Annotated in this window: 14 protein-coding genes and 1 riboswitch; all 14 genes read right to left on the bottom strand. The window is 68.7% G+C overall.

Annotated elements, in window-relative coordinates; all coding sequences use genetic code 11:
- Positions 1–41: 41 nt before the first annotated feature.
- The gene (locus tag VGK27_01080; protein HEY3488696.1) at positions 42–848 is read right to left on the bottom strand and encodes an ABC transporter ATP-binding protein; all 807 of its coding nucleotides are present in this window, start codon (positions 846–848) and stop codon (positions 42–44) included.
- Entirely contained in the window at positions 845–1,828 is a 984-nt protein-coding gene (locus VGK27_01075; GenBank protein HEY3488695.1) for an iron ABC transporter permease, read from the bottom strand. Before VGK27_01075 ends, VGK27_01080 begins: the two co-directional genes overlap by 4 nt.
- A complete protein-coding gene (locus VGK27_01070; GenBank protein ID HEY3488694.1) occupies positions 1,828–2,814 on the bottom strand; it encodes a cobalamin-binding protein in 987 nt (328 codons plus the stop codon). The genes VGK27_01075 and VGK27_01070 overlap by 1 nt, the downstream gene beginning before the upstream one ends.
- 118 nt (positions 2,815–2,932) lie before the next feature.
- Positions 2,933–3,175: riboswitch (cobalamin riboswitch) on the bottom strand.
- Positions 3,176–3,255: 80 nt separating this feature from the next.
- On the bottom strand, positions 3,256–4,083 hold the full coding sequence (locus tag VGK27_01065; protein ID HEY3488693.1) for a GGDEF domain-containing protein: 828 nt from the start codon (positions 4,081–4,083) through the stop codon (positions 3,256–3,258).
- A gap of 43 nt (positions 4,084–4,126) precedes the next feature.
- On the bottom strand, positions 4,127–5,377 hold the full coding sequence (locus VGK27_01060; GenBank protein ID HEY3488692.1) for a tetratricopeptide repeat protein: 1,251 nt from the start codon (positions 5,375–5,377) through the stop codon (positions 4,127–4,129).
- A complete protein-coding gene (locus VGK27_01055) occupies positions 5,374–6,276 on the bottom strand; it encodes an AAA family ATPase (protein HEY3488691.1) in 903 nt (300 codons plus the stop codon). Before VGK27_01055 ends, VGK27_01060 begins: the two co-directional genes overlap by 4 nt.
- A 10-nt stretch (positions 6,277–6,286) precedes the next feature.
- The gene (locus tag VGK27_01050) at positions 6,287–7,939 is read right to left on the bottom strand and encodes a secretin N-terminal domain-containing protein (GenBank protein ID HEY3488690.1); all 1,653 of its coding nucleotides are present in this window, start codon (positions 7,937–7,939) and stop codon (positions 6,287–6,289) included.
- Entirely contained in the window at positions 7,936–8,580 is a 645-nt protein-coding gene (locus VGK27_01045) for a hypothetical protein (GenBank protein ID HEY3488689.1), read from the bottom strand. The genes VGK27_01050 and VGK27_01045 overlap by 4 nt, the downstream gene beginning before the upstream one ends.
- Positions 8,577–9,173 carry a hypothetical protein gene (locus tag VGK27_01040; protein ID HEY3488688.1) on the bottom strand — a complete coding sequence of 199 codons (597 nt, stop codon included), beginning with the start codon at positions 9,171–9,173 and terminating at the stop codon, positions 8,577–8,579. Before VGK27_01040 ends, VGK27_01045 begins: the two co-directional genes overlap by 4 nt.
- Before the next feature lie 4 nt (positions 9,174–9,177).
- Positions 9,178–10,788 carry a hypothetical protein gene (locus VGK27_01035; GenBank protein HEY3488687.1) on the bottom strand — a complete coding sequence of 537 codons (1,611 nt, stop codon included), beginning with the start codon at positions 10,786–10,788 and terminating at the stop codon, positions 9,178–9,180.
- Between the two features lie 4 nt (positions 10,789–10,792).
- On the bottom strand, positions 10,793–11,593 hold the full coding sequence (locus VGK27_01030) for a prepilin-type N-terminal cleavage/methylation domain-containing protein (GenBank protein ID HEY3488686.1): 801 nt from the start codon (positions 11,591–11,593) through the stop codon (positions 10,793–10,795).
- 20 nt (positions 11,594–11,613) lie between these two features.
- On the bottom strand, positions 11,614–12,819 hold the full coding sequence (locus VGK27_01025; GenBank protein HEY3488685.1) for a type II secretion system F family protein: 1,206 nt from the start codon (positions 12,817–12,819) through the stop codon (positions 11,614–11,616).
- A 3-nt stretch (positions 12,820–12,822) separates the two neighbouring features.
- On the bottom strand, positions 12,823–14,526 hold the full coding sequence (locus VGK27_01020) for a GspE/PulE family protein (GenBank protein ID HEY3488684.1): 1,704 nt from the start codon (positions 14,524–14,526) through the stop codon (positions 12,823–12,825).
- A 92-nt stretch (positions 14,527–14,618) separates the two neighbouring features.
- A complete protein-coding gene (locus tag VGK27_01015; protein HEY3488683.1) occupies positions 14,619–15,197 on the bottom strand; it encodes a type II secretion system protein GspG in 579 nt (192 codons plus the stop codon).
- Between the last annotated feature and the right edge of the window lie 35 nt (positions 15,198–15,232).

Below are 15,232 nucleotides of genomic sequence, written 5' to 3'. Positions count from 1 at the left end.
TTCCGCCCTCGTGGTGCTTCCTTCCTGCCTGCTTCCTGTTCCTACCCGTCCTGCCTTGCCCGGCTGCGCCGGACCGGCGTGATGCGGACTGCGCCCGTCGCCGGGTTCCGGTCGCACACGACCTCGACGCCGTACGCCGCGTAAACGTTTTCGGGCGTCAGCACGTCCTCGGGCCTGCCGTCGGCCATCACGGCGCCCCCGGCCAAAAGCACGATCCGGTCGCCGTACTCGGCCGAAAGCGAGAGGTCGTGCGATGCGACCAGCGCACCGATACCGCCTTCGCCCGCGAGCCGCTCGACGATCTCGTGGAACAGCACCCGGTGGCGGATGTCGAGGAACGCGGTCGGCTCGTCGAACAGCATGACCCGGGCGTCCTGCGCGATCGCCCGGGCGACTGCGGCGCGTTGCCGCTCGCCCGCCGACAGCGCCGACAGGGGCCGCCCTGCGAGGTCGGACAATCCGGAGGCCGAAAGCGCCTGCGAAACCTTTTCCCGGTCGCCGACGCCCTCGCCGCCGAACAGGCCGAGATGCGGGTAACGGCCGAGCGCCACGTATTCCGCGACCGACATCGGGAAATCGACCGGCGGGTCCTGGCCGACGACCGACAGGCGCCGCGCCATCTCCCGACGGGAGTAATCGGCCGGCGCGCGCCCGAACAGCGCGATCTCGCCCGAGGCGGGCGACAGCGTCCCGGAGAGCAGCCGCAGCAGCGTGCTTTTCCCCGCCCCGTTGGGGCCGAGCAGGATGACGACCTCTCCCGCCGTCATCGCGAAGGAGACATCCGACAGTACCGCCCGGCCGCCGTATCGAAACGACACGGCGCGCGCCGACAGCGCCGGCCCGCTCATGCGCCGGTCCCCTTCCGTCGCAGCAGCACAAGGAAGAACGGGGCGCCGACCAGCGCGGTGACCGCCCCCACCGGCAGCTCCCCCGAGGGCGACAGCGTGCGCGCGGCGACGTCGGCGACCAGCAGGAATGCGGCGCCCAGCAGCAGCGCGGCAGGCAGGAGCCGCCGGTGCGACGAGCCGACCAGCGCCCGCGCCCCGTGCGGGACGATCAGGCCGATGAAACCGATCAGCCCCGAGACCGCGACGACGGAGCCCGCCAAAAGCGATGCAGTGAGGTAGAGCACCGTCTTGATCCGCTCGACGGGCAGCCCTGCCTGGAACGCGGCCTCGTCGCCAAGCAGCAGCAGGTCAAGACCGCGCGAAAGCAGCAGCAGCACGATAAGGCCAACCGCGACGTAAGGCGCGAGCAGGCCGACACGCGAGAGCGTCCCCTGCCCAAGGTCGCCCATCAGCCAGTAGATCGCCCCGGGGATCCGGCCCGGCGGCGCCATCGTCACCATCATCATGATGAGCGCGTTGAGGAAGGCGCCGACCACGACGCCCATGAGGACGAGCCGCTCGCGCGATACGCCGCCACCGCGGCGCGCCAGCAGGAAGACCGCCGTCGCGGCGAGCGCCGCCCCCAGAAAGGCGCAGGCGGGCAGCGGCAGGAACGCCGATGTGACGAACAGCGAGGCGAGCAGCGCCCCGACCGCGGCGCCGCCCGAGACGCCCAGAATGTACGGGTCGGCCAGCGGGTTGCGCAGCAACGCCTGGAACGCGACGCCGGAGACGGAGAGCGCGCCCCCCACCATGGCGCCCAGAAGCGCCCGCGGGAGCCGCAGCTCGCGCACGACCCGCGCGGCGGTGTCGGCGCCGCCTCCGGCCAGCGCCCCGAGGACGTCGGCGGGCGCGATATGGGTCGAGCCGGTCGCGACCGACAGCGCCATCGCGCCGGCGAACGCCGCGCCCAGCAGCGGGTAGACGACGACCGGCCGCATCAGCGCCTCCTCCCGGGCGTATGCGCGGCCCGCCAGCGGTCGAGGCGGCGCGAGACCGTCTCGAGCGCGTCGACCATCCGCGGGCCCGGCCGCGTGACGATATCGCCGTCGACGTAGTCGACCGCCCCGTCCCGGAACGCGGGCACCTGCTTCCAGCGCGTCACCTCGGGCGAAAAGCGATCGACGCCGACCATCGACGCGACGAGGATCAGGTCGGGCGCGGCGGAAAGCAGGTCTTCCGTCGATAGGCGCGGGTACCGGGTCGCGAAACCGCCCGCCGCGTTGACGCCCCCCGAGACGCGGATCAGCTCGTCCATGAACGTGCCGCCGCCGGCCGCGATGACGGGGCTGGTGGAGACCACGAACAGCACTCGCGGCGACGTCCTCGATCCCGGGCGGCTCGCCCGCCCGGCGCGGCGGCGCAGGAGCGTCGCCTGCCGCTTTCCTTCCGCGGGAACGCCCAGCAGCGCGCCGACGCGCTCGACCGTGTCGAAGATCCCTTCGAGGTTCTGCGGGGCGACGCAGTAGGCCGGGATGTGCAAACCCTCTATCGCTTCGACCTTGTCTTTCGGGTTGCCGTCCGTGGTGCAAAGCACGAGATCCGGAGATGCGGCCACGATCCGCTCCACGTCGGGGTCGGAGATGCCGCCCACCTTCGGCAGTTTCGCCGCGGCGGGCGGGAAGTTGCAGTAGCGGGTCGTGCCGACCAACGACGACGATTTCCCGAGCAGGAAGACGATCTCGGTCAAGCTGGGCGCGATCGACACGACGCGGCGCGGCGCGGCCGGGAGGCGGACAACAGCGCCCCGGGCGTCTTTCATGGCCAGGGGAAACGGGTCGGTGCGGGAACGGACGGGATAGAACGCGTCCGATTGCAGGGAGAACAGCGCGAGGAGCAGCGGCAGGAGAACCAGCGGTAACCGGAGCGCGAGCACCGTGCGCCGGATCCGGTCCCTGCTTCCGCGATGGATTGACGATGCCTTCAAACGAAAAACCCCCGCCCTGGTTCCCGACGGGGAAAAGGAGGGGGGATCACAAAGCAGGCGATGCGAACGATGGCGACGCGCCCTGCGTTTCCCGACCCTTCTCCCACGAAAGGTAGCTCGGGAAAACTCCGCGTCGGGCCGGTCTCCTGGCTTCCGGTTTCGGCGGCCCCGCAAAGATTGCAGGGTCGCGGCCTACTTTCCACGCCTTCCCGGAGCGGCATGGCGCCCGGTGGCTCGCTCCTCGTGAAAATCTTCGATGCGGAGCGGTGTGGATTTCGTCGCCGGTTACAGTTGCGGGGCAGCGATGGATTCTCACCATCTTCCCAGTGGCGCCCGGGCCGACCGATTTCGGCACGCGGCAACCACCCGACGGGAACTTCCGTCCCACCATTCTGACCGGACGCCCCCCGCACGTCAAGCCCGGCCGGGAGGGGCGCCCCTCTATTTCAGGTAATGGGCGGCCTTGTCGAGCGTCATCCGGTCGTCGGCTTCCTTGAGGGCGTCGGCCATCCGCTCGGGCTTCGGCGCGGTCCCCGATCCCAGCGAGAGCGAGACGGGAAGGTCCTCGCCGGCCGCCTCCTCCTTTGCCATGGCCGTGCGGATCCGATTGAGAATCATCTCGGCCGCCGCCGCGTCGGCATGGGGCAGGAGCATGACGAACTCGTCGCCGCCGACCCGTGCGAGAACGTCGTCGGCCCGGACCTGCCGGCGGAGCAGCTCGCCGGCCCGGGTGATCAGCTCGTCGCCGACCGCGTTCCCCCGCCGGTCGTTTGCCAGCTTGAGGCCGTTGATGTCTGCCACGATGAAGCTGATAGGGAACGTCCGGCCGCGCGACATCCGGTCGTACTCGGCGTCGAAGAAGGTCCGGTTGTAGAGCCCGGTCAGGCTATCGTGGTTCCCGACGTGGACCAGCTCGTCGTTCACTTCCTTGAGCCGCTGGACCACCCCGTTGAAGACGTGGGAGAACTCCCCCATGGCCTCGACCTGTTGGCTGTAATCGCCGGCCGCGGCCTGCTTCGTCTGCCTGAGGACGCGAAGCATGGACGTCCGGAGGGAAGCCAGCGCCTCGGCGAGCGGCCCGGTCCCGTCGACCGGGGTGGAAAAATCGCCGCTGCCGAGCGCCAGGATGACACGCCGGGTCCCGGAAATGGCGGCGACGAGCCGGGACAGCTCCTCGGCGTAATCGCAATCCGCCGGGACCGCCGACGGGATCGGGCCGGTTGCCAGCGCGTTCAGAATGGTTGCAGTCGCTTCGTCTCTTGTCGACATGATGCCTCTCTCCGAAATTGGCTGCCCCTGCGATCGGGCCGCCCTAGTGCGATGGTTCGTTCCAATCGGCCAGGCGTCCCCGGACCGCCGTTTCCAGGGCGGGGCTATGCCCGCCCGCTGCCTTGAGGAACGCTTTCCAGGCGGCGACGGCGCGGGGCCGGTCGCCCGACCGCTCGTAGACGGCGCCCAGATTGTAGAGCAAGTCGGGGTTCCCGGGGAAGCGGCGTCGGGCCGCGGCAAGCGTCTCCGCCGCCTCGGGCAACTGCCCGAGCCGCATCTGCGCGATCGCCAGGTTGACCCGCGGCGCCGGAGACGCCGGGTCGGCAACCGCGGCACGGGAGAAATAGCGCGCGGCCTCCTCGGTCTTCCCCTCGGCCTGCATCGACAGGAGGCCTGCGTTGACCAGGGCGGGCGCATACGCCGGATCGAGTGCAATCGCACGCGCGAACGCCGATTTCGCCCCTTCCGTCTTCTTCTGGCGCATCCGCGCCACCCCGGTGCCGTTCCAGGCCTCGACCAGCGACGGCTCGCGCGCCGCGACTTCGGCAAATGCGGCCTCGGCCCCGGCCCAGTCGCCGCGCCGCTGGGCAGCGATCCCTTCGTTGAAACGCGCCACCGTCCAGGCGCGATCCTGTACGGACGGGGCCGGCGAGACGCGCTCCCGAACCGCCGCCGCGGGTGCGGCATCCGGCGCGACAGGGGCCGCGGTCGCCGGCGATGCGAACGGGACCGCCTGGGCCTTCGCGGTCACGGCCGGAGCTGACGCGACGGGGGGCATCGCGGCGGGCGCGGCGGCTTCCCCGCGGGCGCCCTTTCCGGAAGGGGATACGCGGACCGCCCGATGCGGGGCCGGATTGCGCGCGGATCGGACCTTCGCCATCGTCTTCGGCTCGGGCTCGGGCGCAGCTGCCGGCGACTCGGGCAACGGCGCGACGGGGACGTTGTCCGCCCGGGAAGCGGGCGGGGCGGACGTCTGCGCCGCCGCCGCCGCATTGTCGACAGGTGAAGCGGGAACCGCGGACGCCGCGGGGACGACAACGGGCGCCTCGCGTCGTGCCATGGGCTTGAGCGTGCTCTTCGACGGAAGGGCGACGACCAGCACGGCGCTGGCGGCCGCGAGCGTCAAGCCCAGGGCGCCGAGCACGAGCCAAAGCGTTCGGCGGCCCGACAGGGCGGGCGGGGCGGGGAGCGCCGAAGGGGCCGGGTCGAGCGGCGTCGGCGGCGGAAGCTCGGGCGCGCGCTGGATCCGTTCCTCTTTCTGAAGCTTCCGGAGGGCGTCCTGGAGGAGGCTCATGCCCCCCTCCCCGTCTTCGCGGCGACGGCAAGCGCGGCCAGCACGGCCGCCGCCTTCGGGAACATCCGGAGCATCCGGCGCATCCGCCATCCGCGATCGAAGACCGAGTCGGCGGCGCGGCGCACGTCCGCGGCGTCGATCGCCGCCCCGTTGCGAAGACTCGCCGACAGGAAGGCGCGGTCGCACAGCATGTTGACCACGCGCGGCACGCCGCCCGAGCAGCGGAAGAGCGCCCCTTCGGCGCCATCCGTCACCAGCTGCCGCCCGCCGGCGCCCGCCACGGAAAGCCGGTGGTCGACGTAGCGCCGCATCGCCTTCCGGTCGAGCGGCCGGATCTGCGCCCGGACGGTCACCCGCTGGTCGAGCTGCCTCAACGCGTCCATCGCCAGCTTCTCCTTCAGCTCCCGCTGCCCGATGAGGACGATCTGGATCAGCTTCCGCTTTTCGGTCTCGAGGTTGGAAAGGAGCCGCACCTGCTCGAGCAGCGAGGGCGTCAAGTCCTGCGCCTCGTCGATGATCAGCACCGGCCGCTTTCCCGCCTCGGCCGACGCCAGCAGGAACCGGTCGAGCGCGTCGAGATGGTCTTTCTTCGTCCCCCCGCCGCCGCATTCGGCCCCGAAATCCTCGAGGATGCCGCGGATCAGCTCCTTCTCGGTCAGCATCGGGTTGAGGACGATCGACGTGACGTACCGGTCGGACAGCCGCCGGAGCAGCGCCCGGCAGACGGTCGTCTTTCCGACGCCCACCTCGCCCGTGACCACGATGAAGCCGTCGCCGCTTTCGAGCCCGAACAGCAGGTGGTCGAGCGCCTGCTGGTGGCTCTCGGACAGGAACAGGTAGTCCGGGTCGGGCGTCAGGGAAAACGGTTTTTCGGTCAGCCCGAACGCGCTCTCGTACATCGGATTCGGCCTACTCTTCCCAGGGGGAGATTCCGAGCAGCTCGCCCCCGGTCCCGTAGATCCAGGGCTTGCCCCCGACGTGGTACCCGCGATCGTGGTGCCGGATCGACTCGAGCTCCTTCCGGCCGGTGGCGGCCATATCGGCCGGCGGGACCACGTGCGGCGTGATCAGGATGACCAGCTCCGTCTTCTTCTTGCTGTGGCTCGTGTTCCGGAAAAGCGCGCCCATCCACGGGATGTCGCCCAGCAGCGGGACCGAGGTGACGACCTCCTGCGTCGTCTCCTGCATCAGCCCCCCGATGAAGACGCTCTGGCCGTCGGCCACGTTGACCAGGGTGTTGGTCTCGCGCACGTCGACGACGGGCGCCGTGTTGCCGTCGGGCGCCTTCGCCTCGCCCACCTTGGCCGTGATCGACGGGTGGATCGAGAGCATCACGTTGCCGCCCCGGCCGATCTGCGGCGTCACGCTGAGGATGATTCCCTCGGTGATCGTATCGGGATTGTAGGTGATGACCGCAGCCGACGTCGTGGTCGCCGGCGTGACGGTCGCACGGAAGAAGACGTCCTGGCGGCCGATCCGGATGATCGCCTTCTGGTTGTTGAGCGTCGAGATCTTCGGCGTCGACAGCACGTTGAGCTGCCCCGATGACGCCATCGCGTTGAGCATGGCCGTGAAGCGGCTCCCCGCGATCCCGAACTGGAAGGTGGGCTGGGTTCCGGACGCGAGCGTCGATAGCGACTGGCTGAACACGTTCCCGCCGCCCAGCGAGCCTGCGAGGTTTACGCGGTCGAGCCCGGGCGCCGCCGACCAGTCGATGCCGTACTGCGTCTTGTCGTCGAGCGTCACCTCGAGGATTTTCGCCTCGATCATGACTCCCGTGCGGGAACGCGACTCGAGCACGTTGAGGTAGCTCCCGATCCGTTCTATGTTGGCCGGAAAGTCGCTCACCATCACGGTGCCGGCCGCGCGGTTCACGACGACCTTCGCATCGCCGCCCGACAGGAGCGTCGTCAGCTCCTCAGATAGGCCGCCCCAGAAGTCGACCTTCTCTTCGGTCTGGATGCTGTTCGTGCTCTGGCTTTCGCCGCCGCCTCCCCCGCTGCCGCCGGAAGAGCTGCTTCCCCCGCTGCTGCCGCCGCTGCTGCTTCCCGTCGAGGTCGACGCCGAGATCATTCCGGTGCCCACGCGGGAGGTGAGGACGTAATCGAGCCGGAACAGCCGCGTGACCCGTTTCTCGGGAAGGATGCGGACGGTCTTCCCGGAGAATTCGGCGCGGCAGCCAAGTATCAGGCACGCCTCCTCGATGATTTCGGGGGCGGTCGCCTCCTTGATGTCGAGCGTCACCGTCCCCGTCACCTCGGGCGACAAGACGATGTTGAGGTCGTTCTCCTTCGCCAGCGACAGGAACAGCTCGCGCGCCTCGGTGCCGTTGAGCACCAGCGTGTAGCGGCGCGATGCCTTGCGGAAATCGGATGGGCCTTCCTTCTCGGATTCGACCGCTTCCACCGGCGACTCGGGAAGGGGAACCTCGACGCGCGCCTCGGGCGCGGCCTCCCGCGCGACCGTCACGCGGGGCGGGGGCTCCCGGCGCACCGTCTGCGGCTTCGCGCAGCCGGCCACCCCCAAAGCGATCAAGATGCCGGCGATCGGCAGAATCTTCACGGTTTTCCTCCCTCTTCCCTGGCGCTTGCCGGCTTGAACACTGCGAGCGTGCGACGCTCGCCCCCCTTGCGGATCGATACGTCGTAGGCCGTCACCCGGTCGACCGTCCACCCGTCGACCTGCTCGCCTGCGGGCACGAGGTGCGTGCCGAAGACGGCCATCTTCCGATCCCCGGAGAGCACGGTGCCGCGCAGTTCCGGCATCGTCCCTTCGGCGTTCCCGATCCCGGGTTCCGTGCGTGTCGCGATGGCCGGGTCCGCGGCCGGCGGGGGGGAGATGGGATGTGCATTCTTCCCGAAGCCCGGGATCACGATTGTCGGGAACGCCTCGGGGCCGGCGCCGCTCCCTTTTTTCGGAGGGCCGATGAACGGGTTCCGCTCCCAGTTCCAGGCCACGTCGCCCCGAGGGACGGATGCCGCCGTGTTGTCGGCAGTGGGCGGAGCATAGGCGCCGTTCGGACTGGCCGCGTTGTCCCCGGGAGCGGGGGAGGCCGCGGCGGCGGTCGCCCCGTTGTCGGCCACGGCGGGCACGGCCGGGCGCTTCCCCGTCGTCGAGAACCGATAAGCCACGAACAGGAGCGCGAGGCCCGCTAGCCCGGCGGCCACCCGCTTGTCCTGCATCAGCTCCCGGATCGGCTTCAAGGTTTGCCTCGATGCCAGGCCGAGATCGACAACTTCGATTCCATCGCCCCTTCGTCCTCCCGGACCTGGAGCGCGCGAAGCGTGATCAGCCGCCGAAGGTGGGGCAGCTCGTCCAGGAAACCGGCGAGATCCCGGTAGGAGGAGCGGAAAACGATCTCGTATTTCTGCTCGACCGGCCGGTCGACGTTGTCCTGCGCCGGGTCGCCGCCCGCCGGCACGCCGGCCATGGCGTTCTCTTCCGCGCCCTCGGCCGGCAGCGTCAGCCGGAACACGGTCAGCCCGTGCCGCACCGCCTGCGCGCTGATCTCGGCCATCAGCGCGTCGGCCATCGGGGTGCCGGGTACCCGCTCGTCCCAGCGCCGGACGGACGCTTCCCACCCTTGCGTCTCGCCCCCCTTCGAGCGGCGCATGTCGGACCATTGCCGCATCGACTCGGCCATCGCATCCTGCCGGACGGCCACCTCGGCCTTTAGCCGCTTGAGTTCCCGGATCGCGGGCGCGTACACGAGGACCCAGGCGATGATGCAGGCCGCCGCCAGCCCCAACAGCAGGTAGCCGATCTCCTTTTTCTTCAGCCCGTCGAGCAGCTTCATCGCCCTAATCCTCTCGCACGAGCGTGAAGGTGACGAGAAATTCCTGCTCGTACCCCCGCCCCTCTTCCTTGCGGACCGGCCGGATCTCGACCGGCGCGTACGTCATCCCGAGCATCGGGGCACGCCCTTCCAGACCGTGGAGAAACACGCCGAGCCGCTCCTGGACCTGGGCCGGATCCTTCCCGCGCGAGAGCCCGTGCAGCGTCCCCTTGTATCCGCCCTCGAACCGGTCGAGCGACATCTGCGTGAAGGTCACCTCTTTCGGGGCGGCCGCGCCGAGCGACGCAAACAGCCCGTTCCAGCGGGTGAACGGCGTCGCAAGCGTTTTCTCGGCCTTCGCGATCTCGTGGATCGTCCCGCGCAGCGCGGACCAGCGGATATAGTCCGCTTCCATCCCGGCATTGCGCGCCTGGCCCGCATCGGAATCGGAGAGGATGGCCCGGTATCGGTTCTGCGCGTTGCGGAACCCCATGAAGAGGCCCACGTTGGCGGCGAGGAACAGCACCCCGGCCACCACGAGCGCCGCGTAACTCTTGCGCCGCTTCCGCCGGCGCAGGTATTCCTCGGGCAGCAGGTTGATCTGCTCGGCCGACTGCATGGCGACCGCCAGGCCGACGGGAACGCCGAACTCGGCGGGCGAGGCCTCGAACCGGTCGAGGCCGGTCGAGGCGTTCCCGGCCGGGTGCGGCTCGATCTTGAACTTGAGCCGCTCGCCGATCAGCCGCTCGATCGTCGGCGTGGGCGGGATGCCGCTCCAGTAGAGTTTCGTGATCGCGCCGCCGCGCGAGAGCTGGCGGTAATAGAGCAGCGACCGGGTCAGTTCGGTGACGAGTCGCTCGGCGATCGCCTCGTCCTCGGGCGTCTCGGCAAGGGTGGGCACCTCCTGGATCGAGGGGGTCGCCGCCACGGGGGAATCGCCCCCGAGGTCGAGGTTTCCGTATTCGGGCATCTCGGGAGGAGGCGGCGCGCTCCCCCCCCCGGTCGGCATCTCGACGGGGAACTCGCGCGCGAAGCGCAGCTTTCCCGCGTTGGAGACGCCGATGGTGCAATGGTTGCTCTCGGCGTGCAGGAACCCGGCGAGGTTGTCCTTCGCCTCGGAGGGATGCAGCGCCGCGAGCGCGAGCGGGACGGTCGCCACGCGGGCCGGCGAGACGCCCGCCTCGACCAGCATGTAGATCAGCCGCTTGACCTCGAACTCGGGGACGAAGGCGGTCAGGATCTCGTGCCGCTCGACGCCCTGCTCGACCACCTTGCCGAGGAATTCGCCGGCAACGCGAAGCTCGCCGACCGGCGTGCTGACCTCCTGGGCCACCTTCCCGCGCAGCAGCTCCTCGCGGCTCTCGGGAGCCACCGGGGGGATCGCGTAGATGCGGTGCTCGATGACGGGACCGGAATAGCTGATGAGCACCCGCTTCGCGACGAAGCCCTTCGACTCGAGGAATTCCTTGAGGAACTTCCCGATGACGTTAGGTTCGCCGCTGGGCCTTTCGGTGGCCGCGACGTTGGTCACCTGGACCGGCCGGGTGTTGGGGACGAACTCGACCACCCGGATCTCCCGGGCGCCGAACTCGATCGACAGCATGCGTCCCTTGGTCGGGATTATCGTCGGGATCATCGGGTCACCGCAGGTAGAGGTTCAGCACGGTCTGCTGGTTGTTGGACGGCACGGCCGCGACCGCCTGTCCGGTGGCCGCAGGTTTCGCCGGGAGGGTGATGCTTCCCAGGACCGCGTGGGCGCCCGCCGGGACGGTGAACACGAACGGGGGCGCGGCGAGCGTGGGCGAGAGCGAGAGCGGCATCGCGGACTGTACGCCGTTGTTGGAGAAATAGACGCGGACCCACCCCGTCGTGCCCGGATAGGTCGTGAGCGTCGGGTTGGGGACGAACTGCGTGTTGTCCCAGACGTAGACGTTGACCGTCAGGCGGCCGTTGATGTTGACCTGGTTGGGGGGGTAGATGATGTCGTCGCCGAAGTTCGGCGCGGTTCCCGCCACGCCATCGGCCCCGCGGCTGCGGATCTGGCCGACGTTCGGGAAGTTGTAGTCGAAGTTCCGGCCCCAGGCGTCGGTGTAGTAGCTCGCCGCGCTGAAGCCCGAGTTGATGTAGGGCCCGTTGTAGCCGTACCGGACGCCGAGCTGGCCGTTCGAAGTGCCGGGCATCCCCGTCCCCGAACCGAGCTGTTGGACGGGGTTGGCGCCGTTGGGCAGCCGGCCCATATCGCCGACGAAACCGAACGTCCCCGTCGCGGGGTCTCCCAGGATCGCCTTGTCGATGTCGAGCATCCGCTTCCTCGTGCTCTCCTCCCGCGCGGAATCGATCATCTTCGCCGCGAACGGCACCGCCATCGAGGCCAGGATCGAGATGACCGCGATCACGACGACGATCTCGACGAGCGTGAATCCCGCCCGGGATTTGCTCATGGCGGTCCCTTCCCGCATCGTCATTTCGACAGCGACCCGACCATCTTGTAGAGCGCCAGGAAAAAGGCGAGGGCGGCGCCCAGGACGACGACGGCCAGCACGAGGATGATGAGCGGCTCCATCACCGCGAACGTCTTCTTGAGCAGCTTGGGCACTTCGCGGTCGTAGAACTCGGAGACGTTCTCGAGGCAGCCGTCGAGGTTTCCCGTGCTCTCCCCGGCGGACACCATGCGAAGCACCATCGGCGGGAACTCGCCCGACTTGCGCAGCGAGGCCGAGAGGCTGCCGCCCGCCATGAGATCTTCGCGCGCTTCGTGGATGACCTGGGCGATGACCTTGTTGCCGACCAGCTTCTCGACGATCCAGAGGGCATGCGTCATCTCGACGCCCGCGCGGAAGAGCGACGCGAGGTAATGGCAGAACTGGCTGATCTCGATGGCGCGGATCACGTGCCCCATCAGCGGCATCTTGAGCTTCCATCGATCGGTGACGAGACGCCCCTTCTCGGTCTTCCGGTAGAAGCGGTAGGCGAAGATGACGGCGACGACGCCCACGACCAGGAAGACGCCGTAGTCGCGGAAGAAGACGCTGATCGCGATGACGACCCGGGTGGGCGCGGGCAGCTCGATGTTGGCCCCCTTGAAGATCATCAGGAAGCGCGGGAAGACGAACGAGAAGAGGACGAAGATGAGCATCCCGACGGCGGAAAGAAGCGTGGCCGGGTAATAGGTCGCCTGCTTGATCGTGCCCGAGAGCTCCTCCTGCCAGGTGAGGAACTTGGTGAGGTCGTCGAGCACCGAGTCGAGGTTCCCGGTCGTCTCGCCCGCCCGGAGGATGTTGCCGAAGATCTCGGGAAACACATTGGGATGGAGCGCGAACGAGTCGGACAGTGTGGCGCCCGACTGCAGGTTGCGCCGGATGTCCTGGAGCACGTCGCGAAGCTCGGGGTTCTCGGTCTGCTCGGCGAGGTCGCCCAGCGCCGAGACCAGCGGGATGCCCGCGCCGATCAGCGTCTTGAAGTGGAAGGTGAACTGGATGAGGTCGTCGCGCTTGATCTTTTTCCGGAACAGGCTCGACGCGCCCCCGCCCGCCCGCTCGGTCGCCTTGACGAGGTAAAGGGACATCCCTGCGAGCGCGTTCCGGAGCGCATTCTCGTCGGCCGCCATGAGCGCGCCCTGCACCCGCTTGCCGTAGTCGTCGACCGCCTCGTATGCGTATCTCGGCATGGCCTACGACGTCCTCAACGCTTCTTCGAGCGTGGTCTTGCCGGCGAGCGCCTTCGCGACGGCGTCGCGCCGCATGGTGATCATTCCCTCGGCCACGGCGATGTCCTGGATCTCGGCGCTGTTGCACCGCTGCATGACGATCCGCGTAATCTCGGGCGAGATCTCGAGGATCTCGTGGATGCCCACGCGCCCCTTGTAGCCCGTCTTCCCGCACACCTCGCACCCCTCGCCGGTGAGGAATGCAGCGGAGGCGAGCTCCTCGGAGGAAAGCTGCGCCCGCTCGATCGCCTCGGCCGTCGGGACATAGGGGACGCGGCACTGCGAGCAGGTGGTCCGCATCAGCAGCTGCCCGATGACCGCGCGCAGCGACGAAGCGACGAGGAACGGTTCCTGGCCCATGTTGACGAGGCGCGGGATGGCGCCCGAGGCGTCGTTGGTGTGCAGCGTCGAAAACACGAGGTGGCCGGTCAGCGCAGAGCGGATCGCCAGCTCGGCCGTCTCGCCGTCGCGCATCTCGCCGACCAGGATGACGTCGGGGTCATGCCGCAGGATCGAGCGCAGCCCCGCCGCAAAGGTGAGCCCCGCCTTCAGGTTGATCTGGCACTGGCGGATGATCGGCAGCTCGTACTCGACCGGGTCCTCGAGCGTGATGATGCTGCGGTCGAGACCGTTGATGTAGGAGAGCGCCGAGTAAAGCGTCGTCGTCTTGCCCGAGCCGGTGGGTCCGCATACCAGGATGATGCCGTTGCGGCTGTCGAGCGCCGTGCGGAAGACGGCGTTGTTGCGCTCGGAGAAGCCGAGCGACTCGAGGCCGATGACGACCTTGCTCTTGTCGAGGACGCGCAGCACCATGTTCTCGCCGTGGACGGTCGGCAGCGTCGAGACGCGCAGGTCGATCTTGCGCTTGCCGACGTAGAAGTTGATCTTGCCGTCCTGCGGGAGCCGCGTCTCGGCGATGTTGAGTCCGGAAAGGATCTTCACGCGCGCCGTGACCGCGGGCTGCAACTCCTTGGGAAGCGAGGGACCCGGGCGCAGCTTGCCGTCGACGCGGAAGCGGATGCGGAAGACGCGCTCCTCGGGCTCGAAATGGATGTCGGTGCCGCCTTCCTGCACCGCGGTGAGGAAGAGCTGGTCGACCAGCCGGATGATCGGGGCGCCCGCGGCCAGGTCGGACTCGGAGACGCGGCCCGCCTCGACCTGCCGGACCGACTTCTGGATGATCTCTTCGAGCGAGCCCCCGCCGACGTAGTACTGCTCGATGGCGGAAAGGATGTTCGACTCGGTCGTGGACACGACGTCGACCACGAATCCGGTCGCGCGCTGCACCTCGTCGATCGCGAGGACGTCGAAGACGTTGGCCATGGCGATCGTCAGCTTGGGCGGCTCGAGCAGGATGGGGACGATCTTGAAGCGGCGCGCCATCGCCTCGGGCACGCACTTGAGCGCCTTGGGCTCGATGAGGTAGTTGTCGAGCGCAACGAAGGTGACGCCCGCCTCGGAGGCGAGCACCGACGAGATCAGCTCCTGGGTGACGAACCCCAGGTTGATGAGGATCTCGCCGATCCGGTCGCCGGTGCGCTTCTGCTCGCGCAGCCCCAGCTCGAGCTGGTCCTGCGTGAGCAGGCCCGCGTCGATGAGCCGCTCGCCGAGGAACTTGCGGGGCGCGGCCCCGCCGGACGGCTTGGCGGCCGGGGCGGGATCAGCCACGGACGCCTCCGGAAGGCATGAAATGGAAATAGCCGAAGGCGCGGGCTGCGTCTCCGGCTATTTCGGGTTTCGCAAAGATCAACTGCAGGTCCTTATCGGATTCGGATCCCGATGTCGTCGTTGTTCGCGGCATTGACCAGCGCCGGGGCGTTGGCTGCATTGTTGACGATGCCGTTGGGACCTGCGGAAAGCACCCAGATCGGGGGCGGAGGATTGACGGCACCCGCCGCCGGTACATAAACGAGGTAAGGATGGCCCCACGGGTCGAGGGGAATGGTCGTGGCGTAAGGTCCCCTCCACATCATGTCGCCGGTTGCCGGGTAGTTCACCGGGGGGCCGTTCGTCACCAGGTGATTCGCGAGATTTCCGGTGTTGGCGGCGGTGGCCCAGGCACCCGTCAGCATGCCAGGGAAGGTGGTCGGCGCGGTCGTGGTCCAGGCGAGGTAGGCCGCATTCGGCGCCGCCTGCGAGGTCGGCCATCGACCCGTATCCTTGTAGAGGTTGGCGAGCGAAGCCGAGATGACCTGCACCTCGTTCTTGGCCTTGGCGATCTTGGAATCGTCGATGTATTTCGTGATGTACGGCGTGAGGACCGCGGCCAGGATGGCGATGACCGCGACGACGACCACGACTTCGACCAAAGTGAAACCGCTGTTGTTACCCTTCTTCATCTAGTCTTTCCTCCTTGGGCGTACTGCGACGAATG

The organism is Candidatus Deferrimicrobiaceae bacterium (assembly GCA_036504035.1).
Lineage (GTDB): Bacteria > Desulfobacterota > Deferrimicrobia > Deferrimicrobiales > Deferrimicrobiaceae > JANXPS01.
The sequence above is the reverse complement of the archived record's forward strand: the minus strand, read 5'-3'. Positions and strand labels throughout refer to the sequence as shown.

Coding starts and splice junctions, on each gene's coding strand:
- VGK27_01080 (HEY3488696.1), bottom strand. CDS start 848: ATGAGCGGGCCGGCGCTGTCGGCGCGCGCCGTGTCGTTTCGATACGGC.
- VGK27_01075 (HEY3488695.1), bottom strand. CDS start 1,828: ATGCGGCCGGTCGTCGTCTACCCGCTGCTGGGCGCGGCGTTCGCCGGC.
- VGK27_01065 (HEY3488693.1), bottom strand. CDS start 4,083: ATGTCGACAAGAGACGAAGCGACTGCAACCATTCTGAACGCGCTGGCA.
- VGK27_01060 (HEY3488692.1), bottom strand. CDS start 5,377: ATGAGCCTCCTCCAGGACGCCCTCCGGAAGCTTCAGAAAGAGGAACGG.
- VGK27_01055 (HEY3488691.1), bottom strand. CDS start 6,276: ATGTACGAGAGCGCGTTCGGGCTGACCGAAAAACCGTTTTCCCTGACG.
- VGK27_01040 (HEY3488688.1), bottom strand. CDS start 9,173: ATGAAGCTGCTCGACGGGCTGAAGAAAAAGGAGATCGGCTACCTGCTG.
- VGK27_01035 (HEY3488687.1), bottom strand. CDS start 10,788: ATGATCCCGACGATAATCCCGACCAAGGGACGCATGCTGTCGATCGAG.
- VGK27_01030 (HEY3488686.1), bottom strand. CDS start 11,593: ATGAGCAAATCCCGGGCGGGATTCACGCTCGTCGAGATCGTCGTCGTG.
- VGK27_01025 (HEY3488685.1), bottom strand. CDS start 12,819: ATGCCGAGATACGCATACGAGGCGGTCGACGACTACGGCAAGCGGGTG.
- VGK27_01015 (HEY3488683.1), bottom strand. CDS start 15,197: ATGAAGAAGGGTAACAACAGCGGTTTCACTTTGGTCGAAGTCGTGGTC.